The 17,886-nt window shown below is 44.4% G+C and carries 12 protein-coding genes, 15 tRNA genes, 3 rRNA genes and 1 riboswitch; of the genes, 27 read left to right on the forward strand and 3 right to left on the reverse strand.

The window, feature by feature from the left end; genetic code table 11:
* Positions 1-3 precede the first annotated feature (3 nt).
* The gene (locus tag MHI53_RS03820; protein ID WP_061143843.1) at positions 4-492 is read right to left on the reverse strand and encodes an acyl-CoA thioesterase; all 489 of its coding nucleotides are present in this window, start codon (positions 490-492) and stop codon (positions 4-6) included.
* The gene (metE, locus tag MHI53_RS03825; RefSeq protein ID WP_340372795.1) at positions 489-2,795 is read right to left on the reverse strand and encodes a 5-methyltetrahydropteroyltriglutamate--homocysteine S-methyltransferase; all 2,307 of its coding nucleotides are present in this window, start codon (positions 2,793-2,795) and stop codon (positions 489-491) included. The genes MHI53_RS03820 and metE overlap by 4 nt, the downstream gene beginning before the upstream one ends.
* A gap of 152 nt (positions 2,796-2,947) precedes the next feature.
* Positions 2,948-3,141, reverse strand: a riboswitch (cobalamin riboswitch).
* Between the two features lie 211 nt (positions 3,142-3,352).
* Between metE and MHI53_RS03830 the strand changes: the two genes are divergently transcribed.
* The 5 genes from MHI53_RS03830 to perR all read left to right on the forward strand — a co-directional run bounded on the left by MHI53_RS03830 (position 3,353) and on the right by perR (position 7,103).
* Positions 3,353-3,772 (forward strand): potassium channel family protein, encoded by a 420-nt coding sequence (locus MHI53_RS03830; RefSeq protein WP_057915680.1) that lies wholly within the window; start codon positions 3,353-3,355, stop codon positions 3,770-3,772.
* 62 nt (positions 3,773-3,834) lie between these two features.
* A complete protein-coding gene (bcp, locus tag MHI53_RS03835) occupies positions 3,835-4,305 on the forward strand; it encodes a thioredoxin-dependent thiol peroxidase (protein ID WP_061143849.1) in 471 nt (156 codons plus the stop codon).
* Positions 4,262-5,401: an aminopeptidase gene (locus tag MHI53_RS03840; protein ID WP_340372796.1), complete on the forward strand. Its 1,140-nt coding sequence runs from the start codon at positions 4,262-4,264 to the stop codon at positions 5,399-5,401. The genes bcp and MHI53_RS03840 overlap by 44 nt, the downstream gene beginning before the upstream one ends.
* 159 nt (positions 5,402-5,560) lie before the next feature.
* On the forward strand, positions 5,561-6,505 hold the full coding sequence (locus tag MHI53_RS03845; RefSeq protein ID WP_340372797.1) for a D-2-hydroxyacid dehydrogenase: 945 nt from the start codon (positions 5,561-5,563) through the stop codon (positions 6,503-6,505).
* Between the two features lie 160 nt (positions 6,506-6,665).
* Complete coding sequence (gene perR / locus MHI53_RS03850) at positions 6,666-7,103, forward strand: peroxide-responsive transcriptional repressor PerR (RefSeq protein WP_198512523.1); 438 nt, start codon at positions 6,666-6,668, stop codon at positions 7,101-7,103.
* Between the two features lie 58 nt (positions 7,104-7,161).
* Here perR and MHI53_RS03855 read toward each other — a convergent pair whose 3' ends face one another.
* Positions 7,162-7,515, reverse strand: coding sequence for a YgzB family protein (locus tag MHI53_RS03855; protein WP_061143847.1), 354 nt, complete (start codon positions 7,513-7,515; stop codon positions 7,162-7,164).
* 175 nt (positions 7,516-7,690) lie between these two features.
* Here MHI53_RS03855 and MHI53_RS03860 point away from each other — a divergent pair, with 175 nt between their 5' ends.
* The 22 genes from MHI53_RS03860 to MHI53_RS03965 all read left to right on the forward strand — a co-directional run bounded on the left by MHI53_RS03860 (position 7,691) and on the right by MHI53_RS03965 (position 17,731).
* The gene (locus MHI53_RS03860; protein WP_061143850.1) at positions 7,691-8,554 is read left to right on the forward strand and encodes a nucleotidyltransferase-like protein; all 864 of its coding nucleotides are present in this window, start codon (positions 7,691-7,693) and stop codon (positions 8,552-8,554) included.
* A gap of 280 nt (positions 8,555-8,834) precedes the next feature.
* A 16S ribosomal RNA gene (locus MHI53_RS03865) occupies positions 8,835-10,385 on the forward strand.
* 171 nt (positions 10,386-10,556) lie between these two features.
* Positions 10,557-13,489: ribosomal RNA gene (locus tag MHI53_RS03870) — 23S ribosomal RNA — on the forward strand.
* 118 nt (positions 13,490-13,607) lie between these two features.
* Positions 13,608-13,723 (forward strand): 5S ribosomal RNA (gene rrf / locus MHI53_RS03875).
* Together the 16S, 23S and 5S rRNA genes with 15 tRNA genes alongside form the textbook arrangement of a ribosomal RNA operon.
* Positions 13,724-13,732: 9 nt before the next feature.
* Positions 13,733-13,807 (forward strand) — tRNA-Asn (locus MHI53_RS03880).
* Positions 13,808-13,812: 5 nt separating this feature from the next.
* A tRNA-Ser gene (locus MHI53_RS03885) sits at positions 13,813-13,904 on the forward strand.
* A 9-nt stretch (positions 13,905-13,913) separates the two neighbouring features.
* A tRNA-Glu gene (locus tag MHI53_RS03890) sits at positions 13,914-13,988 on the forward strand.
* 15 nt (positions 13,989-14,003) lie between these two features.
* A tRNA-Val gene (locus tag MHI53_RS03895) sits at positions 14,004-14,079 on the forward strand.
* A gap of 101 nt (positions 14,080-14,180) precedes the next feature.
* Positions 14,181-14,254 (forward strand) — tRNA-Met (locus tag MHI53_RS03900).
* Between the two features lie 5 nt (positions 14,255-14,259).
* A tRNA-Asp gene (locus MHI53_RS03905) sits at positions 14,260-14,335 on the forward strand.
* A gap of 12 nt (positions 14,336-14,347) precedes the next feature.
* A tRNA-Phe gene (locus MHI53_RS03910) sits at positions 14,348-14,423 on the forward strand.
* A 7-nt stretch (positions 14,424-14,430) separates the two neighbouring features.
* Positions 14,431-14,506: transfer RNA gene (locus tag MHI53_RS03915), tRNA-Thr, on the forward strand.
* Positions 14,507-14,522: 16 nt separating this feature from the next.
* A tRNA-Tyr gene (locus MHI53_RS03920) sits at positions 14,523-14,606 on the forward strand.
* Between the two features lie 7 nt (positions 14,607-14,613).
* Positions 14,614-14,687: transfer RNA gene (locus tag MHI53_RS03925), tRNA-Trp, on the forward strand.
* Positions 14,688-14,704: 17 nt separating this feature from the next.
* Positions 14,705-14,780 (forward strand) — tRNA-His (locus MHI53_RS03930).
* 38 nt (positions 14,781-14,818) lie between these two features.
* A tRNA-Gln gene (locus MHI53_RS03935) sits at positions 14,819-14,893 on the forward strand.
* Positions 14,894-14,896: 3 nt separating this feature from the next.
* Positions 14,897-14,971, forward strand: a tRNA-Gly gene (locus tag MHI53_RS03940).
* 7 nt (positions 14,972-14,978) lie between these two features.
* A tRNA-Cys gene (locus MHI53_RS03945) sits at positions 14,979-15,052 on the forward strand.
* Positions 15,053-15,060: 8 nt separating this feature from the next.
* Positions 15,061-15,141: transfer RNA gene (locus MHI53_RS03950), tRNA-Leu, on the forward strand.
* Between the two features lie 130 nt (positions 15,142-15,271).
* Positions 15,272-16,198 carry a tyrosine-type recombinase/integrase gene (locus MHI53_RS03955; protein WP_340372798.1) on the forward strand — a complete coding sequence of 309 codons (927 nt, stop codon included), beginning with the start codon at positions 15,272-15,274 and terminating at the stop codon, positions 16,196-16,198.
* A gap of 158 nt (positions 16,199-16,356) precedes the next feature.
* A complete protein-coding gene (locus MHI53_RS03960) occupies positions 16,357-17,172 on the forward strand; it encodes a replication initiator protein A (RefSeq protein WP_340372799.1) in 816 nt (271 codons plus the stop codon).
* A gap of 22 nt (positions 17,173-17,194) precedes the next feature.
* Positions 17,195-17,731, forward strand: a complete 537-nt coding sequence (locus tag MHI53_RS03965) for a hypothetical protein (RefSeq protein ID WP_340372800.1) — start codon at positions 17,195-17,197, stop codon at positions 17,729-17,731.
* Positions 17,732-17,886: the final 155 nt, after the last annotated feature.

Genomic DNA, 17,886 nt, shown 5'->3' on the forward strand with positions numbered 1-17,886 from the left:
TGTTTATTTACGCTTATTCTTTCTTTCTATATATCTTGCCTGGGCTTCGGCATACTGCTGTTTTTCCATTTCCGTTTCCGGTATTACCATTGGAACTTCGGTCGGCTTACCATCTTCATCAATGGCAAGCATCGTTAAAAAGGCGCGTGCCGTAAGCTGCTTTTCACCTGTTAATAAGTTTTCTCGCTCCACCTTCACGAATACCTCCATGGAAGTGCGGTGGGCACATGTGACATAAGCCTCTAGGTTAATCGCATCTCCTGTCTTGATGGGGGCCAAAAAATCAAAAGAGTCGCTTGATGCTGTCACGACTGGCTTTCGACAATGGCGCATAGCCGAAATGCAGGCGATTTTATCGACATAGGCCATTACTTTCCCGCCAAAAATGGTATTGTGATGATTTGTGTCAGGCGGGAAAACAAGGTCAGTTAAAAAGGTCCTTGACTGCTGTGTGGGTTGGCCTGCTGCTATCTCTACGTCGTTTTCGATCATTTGCCGGTTGTTTGGGCCAATAGCTTTTCCCGTACGATTTTGGCTGCCTCGACCATATTTTTAAGGGAAGAAACCGTTTCAGGGACGCCCCTCGTTTTCAGGCCGCAGTCAGGATTGATCCAAAACTGGTCTTTATCCAATACCTTGATGCCTCGTTCAATCATGTCGACCATTTCCTTCACAGCCGGGACTCGAGGACTATGAATATCATATACCCCTAGGCCAATTCCTTTTTCGTATGTCTTTTCCTCGAATGCGGAGGCAAGCTCCCCGTGGCTGCGGGATGTTTCGATGGAAATGACATCGGCATCGAGGGAAGAGATGACATCCATGAAACTGTTGAAGTCACAATAGCACATATGCGTATGGATTTGCGTTGTATCTTCCACGCTCGATGTGGAAATCAGGAACGAATTCACCGCCCAGTTCAAATACTCTTCCCGGTCGCTTTTCTTCAATGGAAGTCCTTCTCTAAGTGCAGGCTCATCCACTTGGATCATCTTGATTCCTGCCGCTTCCAAGGCAAGTACCTCTTTATCCAAGGCAAGGGCAAGCTGATAGCAAACATTCTCCCTTGAAATATCATCACGGACAAATGACCAGTTCAAAATCGTTACAGGACCTGTGAGCATTCCCTTTACCGTTTTCTTTGTCAGTGATTGAGCATGGACGCTTTCCCTGACTGTCATCGGCTTGATGAAATGAACGTCGCCGTAAATGACGGGGGGCTTGACGCAGCGAGAACCGTAGGATTGAACCCACCCTTTTTCCAGAAAGACGAATCCCCCCAGCTTATGGCCGAAATATTCAACCATATCCGTCCGTTCAAATTCTCCGTGAACGAGAACATCTAGGCCGATTTCTTCTTGAATATCGATCCACCTGGCAATCTCATCATTTATGAATGTTTCATATTGGGCAGCAGTCCATTCTCCTCTTTTAAATTTACTGCGTGCTTGTTTCACTTCAAATGTTTGGGGGAAGCTGCCGATCGTTGTAGAAGGAAGAAAAGGCAACTTGAAAAATTCACGTTGTTTTTGGTAACGCTCTTTAAATGCCAGCTGACGTCCCGAGGTCTTGGATTTAACCTTTTCTACATCGGCTTGTACTGCTTTATGATTCCGGGCCTGGGAACTGGCTAACGTTTGGATCGCCAATTTATTCGCATCCACTTTCTTTACGATTGCCTCCAAACCTAGATTGCTGCCTTTGACAAGGGTAGTGATTTCTTCTAGCTTCTCATCGGCGAAGGCAAGTGCCTCCTTCACTTCTTTAGCAAGCGCGTTTTCATTGCGAACGGTCACTGGAACATGAAGCAGGGAACAAGAGGGTTGGAGCCAGATTTTATCTTCTGCCACTTTGTTCTTGATCGTCTCGATTAATTGAAGCTTGCTCGATAAATCGGAAAGCCAAATGTTTTTTCCGTCAATCACGCCTGCACCAAGCACTTTGTCTGCCGGGAAGCCGAATGTTTCAAGATTGCTGACATTTCTTCCTTTATCATGAACAAAATCGAGCCCGATTCCCTGAACTTTCAATTGAGTGACCGCTTCATAGTGTTCAACGGCATCAAAGTATGTTTGGAGCATGATGTTCAGGTGAGGTGCCGCTTCATTCAGTTTTTCATAGAGGTATGTAACAGTTTCCATATCATCTTTGGATATCGATGAAACAAGGGAAGGCTCATCTAACTGAATCCACTGCACACCTTCTTGCTCCAACTCCTGCAATATTTGTGTATAGAGGGGGAGCAGGCTCAGGATGATGCCAGGGATATCTTCTTTATTGAAGCCTTTGGAAAGGGAGATGAAGGTATACGGTCCGATAAGCACCGGCTTCGTTTCAATCCCCAGCTTCTCCTTGGCTTCCCGATATGCAGCAAGCGGCTTATTTTCTGTTAAAGTCAGCTGGGAGCGTTTTAATTCCGGGACGATATAGTGATAATTCGTATTGAACCATTTCGTCATCTCGGATGCGACTTCGTCCTTGTTACCGCGGGCCATTGAATAATAAACGGAAAGGGGGACACTTCCTCCTTCATAAGAGGAATAACGTTCGGGAACAAGACCGAACATCACGGAAGTATCGAGCATTTGGTCATACAAAGTAAAGTCATTGACAGGAATGATATCAACGCCTAGCTCTTTTTGCTTTCGCAGGTTGCCCAACCGGATCGCTTCCAGTTGCGATGTGAATTCCGTTTCTTCGATTTTTCCTGACCAGTAAGCTTCTAATGTGCGTTTCCATTCACGATCTTCCCCGATGCGGGGGTATCCCAGATTACTACTTTTCAAAATTTCCATCCTCCTACATTCTTTGAATTTGATTGATATCCAACAAAAAAAGCACCCCTAACAGTCAAAAAGAGAAAGTTAGAAATGCTTAAAATAAAGTGTCAAGCGAATTGCCACTTACATGAAAGGTTCCTAACACCTCCCTATCTCCCGTAGGTTAAAACAGTGTTGTTGAAACAGGCAGGTCTCCTGACTTAGGGCATATTATTAGCGGCAAGCCTTCCCAATCCTTAGGATCAGTGGCATATCGGGTGGCGCTAACATTCCCATTACAGTGGCGGGACCGTGCCGGGATTACACCGGACTTCCCTTTTAATCCTAATGAACATTAGGAACCTGTTTCCACATATGAAATTCGATAAATTAAAAATTTATAAAATAGAAACTATTATAAAAATTTAGACAATCTTAACATATCCGACCAAAAGGGTCAACAAGCAAAAGTTTCGTAAACATGCCCATGACAAGTGGTTTATGGCAAGGCTGAAGTCTTTCCAAAATAGAATATATTGATTGGACAGGGAGTATGTATAAGGAAGTGGGCGTTTTGAAATGGGGCGTGGGGGATGACTTTCTACATCTTGATTGCTGGAATCATTTTTTGCATGGTGATGAGCATTCGGACGTTATTTCTTGTTGAGTCGGGAGGGAAAAAGTTTTCTCTTGAAGACATGCTTTGGCTCGGCAATTTATATGCGACGATATTGGTCGGTTTTGCACTGATTTATTTATTATACGAGCTTCAGAATCACTCAGTGATTCTTGATATGGGCAACCGATTGGATGGCACTTTTTATGAACAACTGAAAACTTCTTTTTATTTCAGTGCGATGACGATGTTTTCTGTAGGATATGGCGATATAGCCCCTATAGGCATGGGACGGATGATAGCGACAATACAGGCATTCATCGGATACACGCTTCCGGCGGCATTCGTGATTCGGACGGTAATCGACCTGGACCAGAAGGATAGGAAGGATAAATGAAAGTTGTGTTTCTTTCGATTATTGGGTACCCTTACCATAATGAAGAAAATGGAGGGTTCTAAATGACTGTTAAAATTGGAGAAAAAGCACCTGATTTTCATTTACCTGCTAACAACGGTGAAATGGTTTCCCTTTCGCAGTTCAAGGGCAAATATGTTGTTTTATATTTTTACCCTAAAGATATGACCCCGGGTTGCACGACGGAGGCCTGTGATTTTCGGGATCACAATGAACACTTTGAGGAATTGGATGCTGTCATCATTGGCATCAGCCCGGATCCAGCCGCGCGTCATGAAAAGTTCATTGAAAAACATGGATTGCCTTTCCTTTTGCTGGCTGATGAAAGTCATCAAGCTGCCGAAGCATTCGATGTGTGGCAATTGAAAAAGAACTTTGGCAAGGAATATATGGGCATTGAGCGTTCTACCTTCCTGATTGACAAGGAAGGCATGATCGTCAAAGAATGGCGCAAAGTAAAAGTCAAAGGCCATGTTGAAGACGCTCTTGAAACTCTTCGTGAACTCCAAAAATAAGGCTGAGCGACATAGGGAGCTCGCCGCCAAGTTGATTCATCATTCAATACGATTGAAGCCAAAAGAGAGAGTCCTGATAAAGGGCCATATCAGCACGAAGCCACTGATTAAAGAGCTGATCGTTGAAGCTTACCGAGTTGGGGCCTTTCCATATATAGAACTGGAGGACGATGAAATAAATCGTCACCTGTTACGAGGGAATGTAAAGGAACAGCTTGCCACCTCAGCGCAATGGGCTATGAAAAAATATACTGATATTGATGCGCTCATCATCATGACCGGTGATGAAGATAAAATGGAAATGACAGATGTCCCCGTTGAGATGCATCGTCTTCAAGGGGAGATGATGCATGCTGCTACGCTTTTTTATGTCAACAATCGACGTTGGGTCTTGCTTAATTATCCGACCAGCATATCAGCGCAAAAAGCCGGGATGAGCTTTGATGAGTATGAAGATTTCCTTTTAAACGTATGTACTATCGATTACGTGAAAATGGAGGCGGCACTTAAACCGTTAAAGCAATTGATGGAACGAACCGACAAGGTCAGGATCATTTCACCAGGGACTGATTTGTCCTTTTCAATCAAAGGGATGCCGGCAATCATCTGTGCTGGTAAAAAGAACCTGCCTGACGGCGAGGTGTTTACGGCTCCGCTGAGGGAAAGCGTCAATGGGACGATAGCCTTCAATGCCCCCGCCACCTATGAAGGAACTCCTTTCGGTGATGTAGAATTAACATTGGAAAAGGGAGAAGTCATTAAAGCCGTTTCCAAACACATGATTGAAATGAACGAGATACTGAATATGGATGAAGGGTCTCGTTTCATCGGCGAGTTCGGCATTGGCATCAATCCTTACATAGTGAAGCCCATGGGCGATATTTTGTTCGATGAGAAAATAAGCGGCAGTCTGCACCTGGCATTGGGTGCGGCCTATAATGAGGCTGATAATGGAAACCGTTCATCGATTCATTGGGATATGGTTTTGATCCAGCGATCTGAATATGGCGGCGGGGACATTTATTTTGATGACGTCCTGATCAGGAGGGATGGTCTTTTCGTTTTGCCGGAGCTCCTCGATTTAAATTCTAATTGAATGAAATAGCGCCTTTTTTAACAAGGGTAAGGCTTTTGTCCAACTCAAAAAGGGGACACCTGAATATGCTTTATTAAGGGAATACCTCCTCAGAGAAAGTTGCGCGGGACATACAGAGCCCGTGTTTTTTTATGTCAATAAAAAGGGAGAGATAAACACATGTTAATACTTTCAACGATCATTCCGGATGAAGGCATCCAAACGAGGATGAAGGAAGGTTTTCCGGATTCGACCTTCGTCTATCATGCAGGATGGGCGGATGGGCCGCTTAGTGAAGCGGAAGTCTTTATTACATATGGCGAGGATTTAACGGAAGAAATCATCGGTAAGGCGAAAAACCTGAAATGGATCATGGTCATGAGCGCAGGAATGGAATTGCTGCCTTTTAAAGCGATTGAGAAACGCGGGATTATGGTGACCAACGCAAGAGGCATTCATAAAATACCAATGGCTGAGTATACAATAGGGATGCTTTTACAATATGAAAAGAAATTAAAGCTGCTCATGAAAAATGAAAGGGAAGAGCGCTGGGACAGGAAAATCGAGGTGGGGGAGCTGAATGGCAAAACGATGCTCGTCATCGGTACTGGTGCGATTGGAGGGGAAGTGGCCCGTCTGGGCAAGGCCTTCAGGATGACGACGCTGGGCATGAACCGGAGTGGGAAACCAGTGGAATGCATCGACCGCATGTATACCCTTGACTGTTTGTTGGAGGTCATATCAAGAGCGGATTATATCGTGTCCGTGTTACCGAGTACGGCTGAGACGAAGCATCTTTTGCAAATGGAGCACTTTATTGCGATGAAAGACTCGGCCGTTTTCGTCAACATTGGCCGCGGCGACTTGGTTAAGGCTGATGTATTGCAAAAGGCTCTCGAAAGCGGGGAACTGGCACATGCCATCCTGGATGTATTCGATCCGGAGCCTTTAAGGAACGGACATCCGTTTTGGAGCATGGAGAATGTAACGGTAACACCTCACCTTTCGAGTAAAAGCGGAGAATATTTACCAAGGACCTTTGCGATATTCGAACAAAACATGCTTGAATATTCGAAAGCTGGAAAAGACTTCATTAACGTAATCGATTTATCAAAGGGATACTAAAACCATTTGAAAATGGGAAAGATTCAAAGAGGTGACGAATAAACTAAAAAAGAACGGGAAGTCATAGAAATATTGACAAAATCAACGGATAGAAGGTACACTATTTATAAATATTACAATCTAAGAATTCATACTTAATTAGAAAACGAGGTGGATGACGGTGTCTGAAGTTCAGTTGAAAGAAGCGTTGGATTCATTAAAAGATACCGGTGTAAGAATAACTCCTCAGCGCCATGCGATTCTTGAGTATTTGATAAACTCCATGTCACACCCTACAGCTGATGATATATATAAAGCACTGGAAAGCAAATTTCCTAATATGAGCGTGGCGACGGTTTACAACAACCTCCGCGTTTTCCGAGAGGTCGGCTTGGTTAAAGAACTTACTTACGGTGATTCGTCAGCAAGGTTTGACTTCGTAACCACGAATCATTATCATGTAATCTGCCAAACTTGCGGAAAGATAGTGGATTTCGATTATCCCGCATTGGATGAGGTCGAACATTTCGCAGCACAGGTGACTGGTTTCAATGTCAGCCACCATCGGATGGAAATCTACGGTGACTGTTCGGATTGTGCGAAAAAAGAAAGCCATTAAAAAAAAGTTCCTCCACTTGGTTGGAACTTTTTTTCTTGTTATGAAGGAAGGATGCCATTCAGTCTTGCAGGCTTTTGCGATTATATTTCTCGTTGAATTCTTCGCCTTCAAGCTTCTTGTCGAGGGTCAACGGTTCTTCGCAATGCATGCAAATGTCTACCCGCCCCAATATTTTTGTCGGCTTGCCGCAGTTAGGGCAGACCACCTGTATCGTTTTGGTGGAGAGCATCCCTATCCAAAAATAAACCCCGGTGCTTGCGATTATGAATAAAAGGCCAAGCCCCATGAAAAGCGTCATGACAATAGGATGAGTTTTGAAGAAAAGTCCAAGATACATCACGATAAAGCCGATGAAAATCAAACTTAAAGCAAATGTACGGATTTTATTGATTTTGCTAGAATATTTAGCCATGGAATTTCCCTCCTAAAATATAACTTTAACTATAACATAAACTAAGGATGGAACAAAAAAGAAATAAAGGATACATATTACTTTTAACTGATTGGCGTTCTGGTCAGTGATGTAAGCAGGATTTTGAAGAGTTTTGTCGAACGTTTAAAAAAAAAGGTTTTGGAGGAATTTAATGATGGAAGATATCCTTCGCCCGATTTATCAAGAGCGAGCAAGCTTAAAATCTACACTTGGGATCTTGTTGATAGAAAAGAAAGAAGATAATAGCCCGATTACCGATACATTTGACTACATCCTTTTTGTCATTGCAGATGAAGCTGAAGAGGCCGTGTTTTTAAAGCATTACACTTACAAGGATAAAAAGGCTGCTTTGCATATCGTAAAGGAAGATCAGTTGCAGGAATGGCTTTTGTTAGGGACCAATCGCAAAGTGGTTGATTGGATCTATAATGGGAGAATCCTTTATGACCGGAATGAATATTTGGACCGTTTGAAAACCGAAATCAGGGAATTCCCCTTCTATGGAAGGAAGTTAAAAATGGGGATGGAGTTCGGGAAGCTGATACGCAGGTATATGGACGGGAAAAGTTTCTTCGAAAAAGGGCATTACCTTGATGCATATAATCATATTGTCCACTCTCTGCATCACTTGGCGCGCTTGGAGATAATCGAACAAGGTTTTTATCCGGAGGTAACTGTCTGGAATCAAGTGAAGCATATGGAACCTGAAATATACAAGCTCTATAAAGAATTGATCAGCAGTGAAGAAACGCTTGAAAAAAGATTGGAACTCCTTTTCCTTGCGAGTGAATTCCTTATTTATTCGAGGACGAATGCAGGTTCACAGCATTTGGTTGAAATAATGGGGACGAAAGAGGAAGCGTGGACGATCGCGGAGCTCATGGACCATCCGGAACTTAAATATTACTCAGTCGATTTAGGCGTTTTAATAGAATATTTGATAGAGAAAAAGGTGATCGATGTGATCAAAGTAGAGACGAAAGGGCACGAGGTTTATCATCGATATTATTCCGTTTAAAAAAACTTTTAAAAAATTGATTTTTATTATTGACCAATAATAATATAGGTGATATATTAATACATGTCGCTGCGGGACATCAGCTTTCGCAGCTTCATCAAAACAAAGAAAATAAAAAAACATGTTGACAACTCGGTTGAAGACATGATAAGATGTAAAAGTCGCTTACGGAGTAAACGACAGCGAAATTGCTCTTTGAAAACTGAACAAAACAAAGCGCCAACGTTAAATTTTAAGTGAGCACACACTATCAAAAAAGCAAATGAGCAAGTCAAACATTTCTTCGGAGAGTTTGATCCTGGCTCAGGACGAACGCTGGCGGCGTGCCTAATACATGCAAGTCGAGCGAATCGACGGGAGCTTGCTCCCTGAGATTAGCGGCGGACGGGTGAGTAACACGTGGGCAACCTGCCTATAAGACTGGGATAACTTCGGGAAACCGGAGCTAATACCGGATACGTTCTTCCTTCGCATGAAGGAAGATGGAAAGACGGTTTACGCTGTCACTTATAGATGGGCCCGCGGCGCATTAGCTAGTTGGTGAGGTAATGGCTCACCAAGGCGACGATGCGTAGCCGACCTGAGAGGGTGATCGGCCACACTGGGACTGAGACACGGCCCAGACTCCTACGGGAGGCAGCAGTAGGGAATCTTCCGCAATGGACGAAAGTCTGACGGAGCAACGCCGCGTGAACGAAGAAGGCCTTCGGGTCGTAAAGTTCTGTTGTTAGGGAAGAACAAGTACCAGAGTAACTGCTGGTACCTTGACGGTACCTAACCAGAAAGCCACGGCTAACTACGTGCCAGCAGCCGCGGTAATACGTAGGTGGCAAGCGTTGTCCGGAATTATTGGGCGTAAAGCGCGCGCAGGTGGTTCCTTAAGTCTGATGTGAAAGCCCACGGCTCAACCGTGGAGGGTCATTGGAAACTGGGGAACTTGAGTGCAGAAGAGGAAAGTGGAATTCCAAGTGTAGCGGTGAAATGCGTAGAGATTTGGAGGAACACCAGTGGCGAAGGCGACTTTCTGGTCTGTAACTGACACTGAGGCGCGAAAGCGTGGGGAGCAAACAGGATTAGATACCCTGGTAGTCCACGCCGTAAACGATGAGTGCTAAGTGTTAGAGGGTTTCCGCCCTTTAGTGCTGCAGCTAACGCATTAAGCACTCCGCCTGGGGAGTACGGCCGCAAGGCTGAAACTCAAAGGAATTGACGGGGGCCCGCACAAGCGGTGGAGCATGTGGTTTAATTCGAAGCAACGCGAAGAACCTTACCAGGTCTTGACATCCTCTGACAACCCTAGAGATAGGGCGTTCCCCTTCGGGGGACAGAGTGACAGGTGGTGCATGGTTGTCGTCAGCTCGTGTCGTGAGATGTTGGGTTAAGTCCCGCAACGAGCGCAACCCTTGATCTTAGTTGCCAGCATTCAGTTGGGCACTCTAAGGTGACTGCCGGTGACAAACCGGAGGAAGGTGGGGATGACGTCAAATCATCATGCCCCTTATGACCTGGGCTACACACGTGCTACAATGGATGGTACAAAGGGCTGCAAACCTGCGAAGGTAAGCGAATCCCATAAAGCCATTCTCAGTTCGGATTGCAGGCTGCAACTCGCCTGCATGAAGCCGGAATCGCTAGTAATCGCGGATCAGCATGCCGCGGTGAATACGTTCCCGGGCCTTGTACACACCGCCCGTCACACCACGAGAGTTTGTAACACCCGAAGTCGGTGAGGTAACCTTCATGGAGCCAGCCGCCTAAGGTGGGACAGATGATTGGGGTGAAGTCGTAACAAGGTAGCCGTATCGGAAGGTGCGGCTGGATCACCTCCTTTCTAAGGATAATACGAGTGCGCTTTTGTTTTGTTCAGTTTTGAATGAGTAATTCATTCAATGAAGGAAGAGGCATCACGATGTGATGGATTCTCTCCACTTTGTTCCTTGAAAACTAGATAATAGATAGAAGGCAATTAATTTTTTCAAAGCATCTGTAAGACTTTTTTAACGGTTAAGTTAGAAAGGGCGCACGGTGGATGCCTTGGCACTAGGAGCCGATGAAGGACGGGACTAACACCGATATGCTTCGGGGAGCTGTAAGTAAGCTTTGATCCGGAGATTTCCGAATGGGGAAACCCACTGTTCGTAATGGAACAGTATCTTTACCTGAATACATAGGGTACTGAAGGCAGACCCGGGGAACTGAAACATCTAAGTACCCGGAGGAAGAGAAAGCAAACGCGATTTCCTGAGTAGCGGCGAGCGAAACGGAATTAGCCCAAACCAAGAGGCTTGCCTCTTGGGGTTGTAGGACACTCAACATGGAGTTACAAAGGAACGGGGTAAATGAAGCGATCTGGAAAGGTCCGTCAAAGAAGGTAAAAACCCTGTAGTTGAAACTTCGTTCCCTCCTGAGTGGATCCTGAGTACGGCGGGACACGAGAAATCCCGTCGGAAGCAGGGAGGACCATCTCCCAAGGCTAAATACTCCCTAGTGACCGATAGTGAACCAGTACCGTGAGGGAAAGGTGAAAAGCACCCCGGAAGGGGAGTGAAATAGATCCTGAAACCGTGTGCCTACAAGTAGTCAAAGCCCGTTAATGGGTAATGGCGTGCCTTTTGTAGAATGAACCGGCGAGTTACGATTTCATGCGAGGTTAAGTTGATGAGACGGAGCCGCAGCGAAAGCGAGTCTGAATAGGGCGAATGAGTATGAGGTCGTAGACCCGAAACCAGGTGATCTACCCATGTCCAGGGTGAAGTTCAGGTAACACTGAATGGAGGCCCGAACCCACGCACGTTGAAAAGTGCGGGGATGAGGTGTGGGTAGCGGAGAAATTCCAATCGAACCTGGAGATAGCTGGTTCTCTCCGAAATAGCTTTAGGGCTAGCCTCAAGATGAGAGTATTGGAGGTAGAGCACTGATTGGACTAGGGGCCCCCAACGGGTTACCGAATTCAGTCAAACTCCGAATGCCAAATACTTATTCTTGGGAGTCAGACTGCGAGTGATAAGATCCGTAGTCGAAAGGGAAACAGCCCAGACCACCAGCTAAGGTCCCAAAGTATACGTTAAGTGGAAAAGGATGTGGAGTTGCTTAGACAACCAGGATGTTGGCTTAGAAGCAGCCACCATTTAAAGAGTGCGTAATAGCTCACTGGTCGAGTGACTCCGCGCCGAAAATGTACCGGGGCTAAACGTATCACCGAAGCTGTGGATTGACACCGTAGGGTGTCGATGGTAGGAGAGCGTTCTAAGGGCGTTGAAGTCAGACCGGAAGGACTGGTGGAGCGCTTAGAAGTGAGAATGCCGGTATGAGTAGCGAAAGAAGGGTGAGAATCCCTTCCACCGAATGCCTAAGGTTTCCTGAGGAAGGCTCGTCCGCTCAGGGTTAGTCGGGACCTAAGCCGAGGCCGAAAGGCGTAGGCGATGGACAACAGGTTGATATTCCTGTACCACCTATACATCGTTTGAACGATGGGGGGACGCAGAAGGATAGGGTAAGCGCGCTGTTGGATATGCGCGTCCAAGCAGTTAGGCCGGAAACGAGGCAAATCCCGTTTCCATTAAGGCGGAGCTGTGATGGCGAGGGAAATATAGTACCGAAGTTCCTGATTCCACGCTGCCAAGAAAAGCCTCTAGTGAGATGTAAGGTGCCCGTACCGCAAACCGACACAGGTAGGCGAGGAGAGAATCCTAAGGTGTGCGAGAGAACTCTCGTTAAGGAACTCGGCAAAATGACCCCGTAACTTCGGGAGAAGGGGTGCTTTTTAGGGTGAATAGCCCGGAAAAGCCGCAGTGAATAGGCCCAGGCGACTGTTTAGCAAAAACACAGGTCTCTGCGAAGCCGCAAGGCGAAGTATAGGGGCTGACACCTGCCCGGTGCTGGAAGGTTAAGGGGAGAGGTTAGCGCAAGCGAAGCTTTGAACCGAAGCCCCAGTAAACGGCGGCCGTAACTATAACGGTCCTAAGGTAGCGAAATTCCTTGTCGGGTAAGTTCCGACCCGCACGAAAGGTGTAACGATCTGGGCACTGTCTCAACGAGAGACTCGGTGAAATTATAGTACCTGTGAAGATGCAGGTTACCCGCGACAGGACGGAAAGACCCCGTGGAGCTTTACTGCAGCCTGATATTGAATTTTGGTACAGCTTGTACAGGATAGGTAGGAGCCTGAGAAGCCGGAGCGCTAGCTTCGGTGGAGGCGTTGGTGGGATACTACCCTGGCTGTATTGAAATTCTAACCCGCGCCCCTTATCGGGGTGGGAGACAGTGTCAGGTGGGCAGTTTGACTGGGGCGGTCGCCTCCTAAAGAGTAACGGAGGCGCCCAAAGGTTCCCTCAGAATGGTTGGAAATCATTCGTAGAGTGTAAAGGCACAAGGGAGCTTGACTGCGAGACCTACAAGTCGAGCAGGGACGAAAGTCGGGCTTAGTGATCCGGTGGTTCCGCATGGAAGGGCCATCGCTCAACGGATAAAAGCTACCCCGGGGATAACAGGCTTATCTCCCCCAAGAGTCCACATCGACGGGGAGGTTTGGCACCTCGATGTCGGCTCATCGCATCCTGGGGCTGTAGTCGGTCCCAAGGGTTGGGCTGTTCGCCCATTAAAGCGGTACGCGAGCTGGGTTCAGAACGTCGTGAGACAGTTCGGTCCCTATCCGTCGCGGGCGCAGGAAATTTGAGAGGAGCTGTCCTTAGTACGAGAGGACCGGGATGGACGCACCGCTGGTGTACCAGTTGTCTTGCCAAAGGCATAGCTGGGTAGCTACGTGCGGACGGGATAAGTGCTGAAAGCATCTAAGCATGAAGCCCCCCTCAAGATGAGATTTCCCATGGCGCAAGCTAGTAAGATCCCTGAAAGATGATCAGGTTGATAGGTCAGAGGTGGAAGCGTGGCGACATGTGGAGCTGACTGATACTAATAGATCGAGGACTTAACCAACGCTTTAAAAAATGAAATACCTTCTTATTATCTAGTTTTGAAGGAATGAAAATTTCTTCTTGCATTTTCTCAAAAAGACGTTATAATAATATATGTCTTGAAAAAAATGCAAACAATGTTTGGTGACGATAGCGAAGAGGTCACACCCGTTCCCATTCCGAACACGGCAGTTAAGCTCTTCAGCGCCGATGGTAGTTGGGGGTCTCCCCCTGTGAGAGTAGGACGTCGCCAAGCTTATATTGTTCCGCAGTAGCTCAGTGGTAGAGCATTCGGCTGTTAACCGAACGGTCGTAGGTTCGAGTCCTACCTGCGGAGCCATAAATGGAGAGCTGTCCGAGTGGCCGAAGGAGCACGATTGGAAATCGTGTAGACGGGTAACCCTGTCTCAAGGGTTCAAATCCCTTGCTCTCCGCCATTTATACCTGGCCCGTTGGTCAAGCGGTTAAGACACCGCCCTTTCACGGCGGTAACACGGGTTCGAATCCCGTACGGGTCACCATTTCGGCAACATATTGGAGGATTAGCTCAGCTGGGAGAGCATCTGCCTTACAAGCAGAGGGTCGGCGGTTCGATCCCGTCATCCTCCACCATTTTTACATAAGGTCAGGTTGTTTCAGGTAGTGGATGGTCATCATTCCACAGAAACAATTCACACGAAAACTTGATTCTTGAATAGATACATTATCACCGTCGCGGGGTGGAGCAGTCCGGTAGCTCGTCGGGCTCATAACCCGAAGGTCGCAGGTTCAAATCCTGTCCCCGCAATCTATGGTCCCGTGGTGTAGCGGTTAACATGCCTGCCTGTCACGCAGGAGATCGCGGGTTCGATTCCCGTCGGGACCGCCATTTTTAAAGTTTGGCTCAGTAGCTCAGTCGGTAGAGCAAAGGACTGAAAATCCTTGTGTCGGCGGTTCGATTCCGTCCTGAGCCACCATAGTAGTGCCGGTGTAGCTCAACTGGTAGAGCAACTGACTTGTAATCAGTAGGTTGGGGGTTCAAGTCCTCTTGCCGGCACCATGTTTCATCCATATGCGGAGGGGTAGCGAAGTGGCTAAACGCGGCGGACTGTAAATCCGCTCCTTAGGGTTCGGCAGTTCGAATCTGCCCCCCTCCACCATCTTTATAGGGGTATAGTTTAAAGGTAGAACAGAGGTCTCCAAAACCTCCAGTGTGGGTTCGAGTCCTACTACCCCTGCCAATTTCAATCTTATCATGGCGGTTGTGGCGAAGTGGTTAACGCACCTGATTGTGGTTCAGGCATTCGTGGGTTCGATTCCCATCAGTCGCCCCATTTTTCTTTAAAATGTACTATAATGAAAACAACGTTAATGGGCTATAGCCAAGCGGTAAGGCAACGGATTTTGATTCCGTCATGCGAAGGTTCGATCCCTTCTAGCCCAGCCATATGCGAAAGTAGTTCAGTGGTAGAATACAACCTTGCCAAGGTTGGGGTCGCGGGTTCGAATCCCGTCTTTCGCTCCAAAACGTTGGCGGCATAGCCAAGCGGTAAGGCAGAGGTCTGCAAAACCTTTACCACCGGTTCGATTCCGGTTGCCGCCTCCAACAATCATGCCGGTGTGGCGGAATAGGCAGACGCGCACGACTCAAAATCGTGTTCCTCTGGAGTGCCGGTTCGACCCCGGCCACCGGTATCATGAAAGCTAGTAGAATCAAGATCTCAACGATTATGTTGAGGTCTTTTTTCTTTGTCTTTTACACGACAAAAATAACTAAGAATCGTGTGCTGCGAATCGTGTGCCTTGAATTAGACAGGAGGAGAGTATGGCAAGACGTTCTGACCTGACAAAGGATGAATTAAAAATCATTAAAAAGAAAGTAACAGATGAAGAAGCATTTGAAAAATTCTTTAAAGATTGTTATTTAAGAAATCTAAGACCAGCAACAATTGATTATTATAAAAATGAATTTCATGCTGCGAATAAGTTTATTAATAAGAAACTGGTAGAATGTGAACAACAAGATATAGAAAATCTGATTATCGAAAGCAAAAAGTTAATAAAAGTAACTACTATAAATACTCGGTTACGTGCTCTCCGATCATTTTACAATTATCTTTATAAAAATAAGCTAATTGATAAAAATCCGATGAAAAACATCAAGTTGTTAAGAGACAGATTGAAAACAATAGAAACTTTAGATAGTAAAGAATTGGAGTTGCTACTAAAGACAATACGAAAACAAAAAACGTTTGTAGGATTTAGGGATGAAGTAATTTTACTTGTATTTTTAGATACTGGAGTACGATTGTCTGAATTGGCTGGGATTGAGGTAGAGGATGTAAGGGAAAATAAAATAATCATAAGGAAGACTAAAAATTTATTTGAAAGAACTGTTTATTTGTCTGAAGCAACCCAGGAGCAAGTAAAAAGATATATTTTAATAAGGGGTAATTTAGAAACTCAAAAATTATTTATCAACCAAGATAACAAAGAATTGAAATCTCATAGTATACAAACAAGATTCACGAAGTATGGAAAGGAAGCAAAAATCGATAAAAGAGTGAGCCCTCATACTTTTCGTCATACAATGGCCAAGAGGATGATTCTTGCTGGAATAGATGCTTTTAGTCTAATGACATTGTTGGGGCACCAAGACATGTCTATTACAAAAAGGTATGTAAACTTATGGGGACCTGATATTGAACGAAAGCATGAACAATACGGAGCATTGAAGGGATTAAAATTATAAAAAATGTACGAATGTTCGGTCACATAATAAAATAAATAAAAGAGATGGTAATGGAGTTTGGCGGCTCTACCATCTCTAAATAAAATACAAACAGGAGTTAAGACCCCTGCTAACTAATAGTAGCATGTCTTCTTTTGTTGTGTCAAAAGGGGAAAAAGATGATTAAGTATTACACTGAACAGCAAATCGATAACTTGATTTATGTTCAAACACCTAAAGTATTGATATATGGTATAGAGTACAAAGATATGATGTCCCAAGCAAAGCTACTTTATATTACACTATTGGACAAATTAAAATTAAGCATGATAAAGGATTGGAAAGATGATGAAGGTAGATACTTTGTAATCATGTCCATCGATTATGGGGCAGAAATGCTTGGATTCTCACATTCAACTTTTAGAAGATGTAAATCTGAATTAAAGAAATTTAACTTAGTTGAAGAAAAACGAATGGGGCTAAATAAACCAAATAGAATTTACCTTGGTAGGTTATCGCATACTAATAATGACCTTTATAATATGGACGAATCAAGGAGTGTTCAATTTGAACAATCAGAAGTGCTCAATGAGAGCACACATGAATGTCAAATACGAGCAACAAATAATAATAAGAGTATTAAGATTGAGACAAATAATAATAAGGGAAATTTCAATTGTAATTACAAGGAATCTTTAACATCTGATAAATTTAGAGAATTACTGATTGAGGAATCAAATGAATTCTATACTGAACTCTCAATTGGAAGATGGTCTAAGAAATCATGGAATATTTTAATCAATAAATTTGTTGATGATACTATTTCGAGTGGCAGATGGACTAATGTACCTGAAGAAAAGATAAAGGGATACGCATATAAATCACTAGAGAGGATTTGCAATAACTCGGACTATAAACATGATGAAGAATTAAATAAGTTTCGAAGCATGAAGATCAAAGTTCCAGAAGAGAGCTATAATTGGCTAGAAAGTTAATTAATTTAAAGGAATGATAGGGATGGAAGCTTATCACAAAGTTGATGAGGTAGCAAAAGTGCTAGGTGTCACTCCTTCAGCAGTAAAGAAGTATTATTTAATGTTTGAAGAGCAGAACTACAAGTTTAAGCGAAGCAATCAAGGTCGCCTCATGTTTTCAGAAAAGGATATTGATTTATTTAATAAGTTGATTGAATTAAAGAATGAGCCTGGTATGAAGGTACATAATGCGGTAGAACAGCTGATAAAAGAAAATGAGAATGATGTTTCTAATGTATATCAACTAGTCTCGAATGTGATGGCTGAAATTACAAATTTAAAGAATCTCATTCGGCAACAGCAAAAGATCATCAATGATCAACAAGAGAAATTTAAAATAATTGATGATAAATATGGAACTTTAACAAAGAGGGTAATGGAACAAGAAAAGAGAATTAGTCAGACTTTAGTAATTAGCGATCAAGAATTAGAGTCTTCAATTAAAGAAGTGAAGAAAGTAATTGGATATCAACTAGAAGAGCTTGAGGGGAAATTGAAACATAGCTTTAAAAAGTCATAAAAGAAATAAAAAAGAATAGCGCTCATTAGCCCAAAAATGTCCAACGTTGGATTTTAATAGAGTTTGATATAGAATAATATTAGAATTCTTTCGAAGTTCCATACAGGCCAAATAAATGAATAAAAGCATTATCGTGTTTATGGTTTCTATTATTG

It is taken from the genome of Peribacillus sp. FSL E2-0218, assembly GCF_037992945.1.
In the GTDB taxonomy this organism is placed as follows: Bacteria; Bacillota; Bacilli; order Bacillales; family DSM-1321; genus Peribacillus; species Peribacillus simplex_B.

Excerpts from the sequence above, each read along its gene's own strand:
- MHI53_RS03820 (WP_061143843.1), bottom strand. The coding sequence starts at position 492 with ATGATCGAAAACGACGTAGAGATAGCAGCAGGCCAACCCACACAGCAG.
- metE (WP_340372795.1), bottom strand. The coding sequence starts at position 2,795 with ATGGAAATTTTGAAAAGTAGTAATCTGGGATACCCCCGCATCGGGGAA.
- MHI53_RS03830 (WP_057915680.1), top strand. The coding sequence starts at position 3,353 with ATGACTTTCTACATCTTGATTGCTGGAATCATTTTTTGCATGGTGATG.
- bcp (WP_061143849.1), top strand. The coding sequence starts at position 3,835 with ATGACTGTTAAAATTGGAGAAAAAGCACCTGATTTTCATTTACCTGCT.
- MHI53_RS03840 (WP_340372796.1), top strand. The coding sequence starts at position 4,262 with ATGTTGAAGACGCTCTTGAAACTCTTCGTGAACTCCAAAAATAAGGCT.
- MHI53_RS03845 (WP_340372797.1), top strand. The coding sequence starts at position 5,561 with ATGTTAATACTTTCAACGATCATTCCGGATGAAGGCATCCAAACGAGG.
- MHI53_RS03855 (WP_061143847.1), bottom strand. The coding sequence starts at position 7,515 with ATGGCTAAATATTCTAGCAAAATCAATAAAATCCGTACATTTGCTTTA.
- MHI53_RS03860 (WP_061143850.1), top strand. The coding sequence starts at position 7,691 with ATGGAAGATATCCTTCGCCCGATTTATCAAGAGCGAGCAAGCTTAAAA.
- MHI53_RS03955 (WP_340372798.1), top strand. The coding sequence starts at position 15,272 with ATGGCAAGACGTTCTGACCTGACAAAGGATGAATTAAAAATCATTAAA.
- MHI53_RS03960 (WP_340372799.1), top strand. The coding sequence starts at position 16,357 with ATGATTAAGTATTACACTGAACAGCAAATCGATAACTTGATTTATGTT.
- MHI53_RS03965 (WP_340372800.1), top strand. The coding sequence starts at position 17,195 with ATGGAAGCTTATCACAAAGTTGATGAGGTAGCAAAAGTGCTAGGTGTC.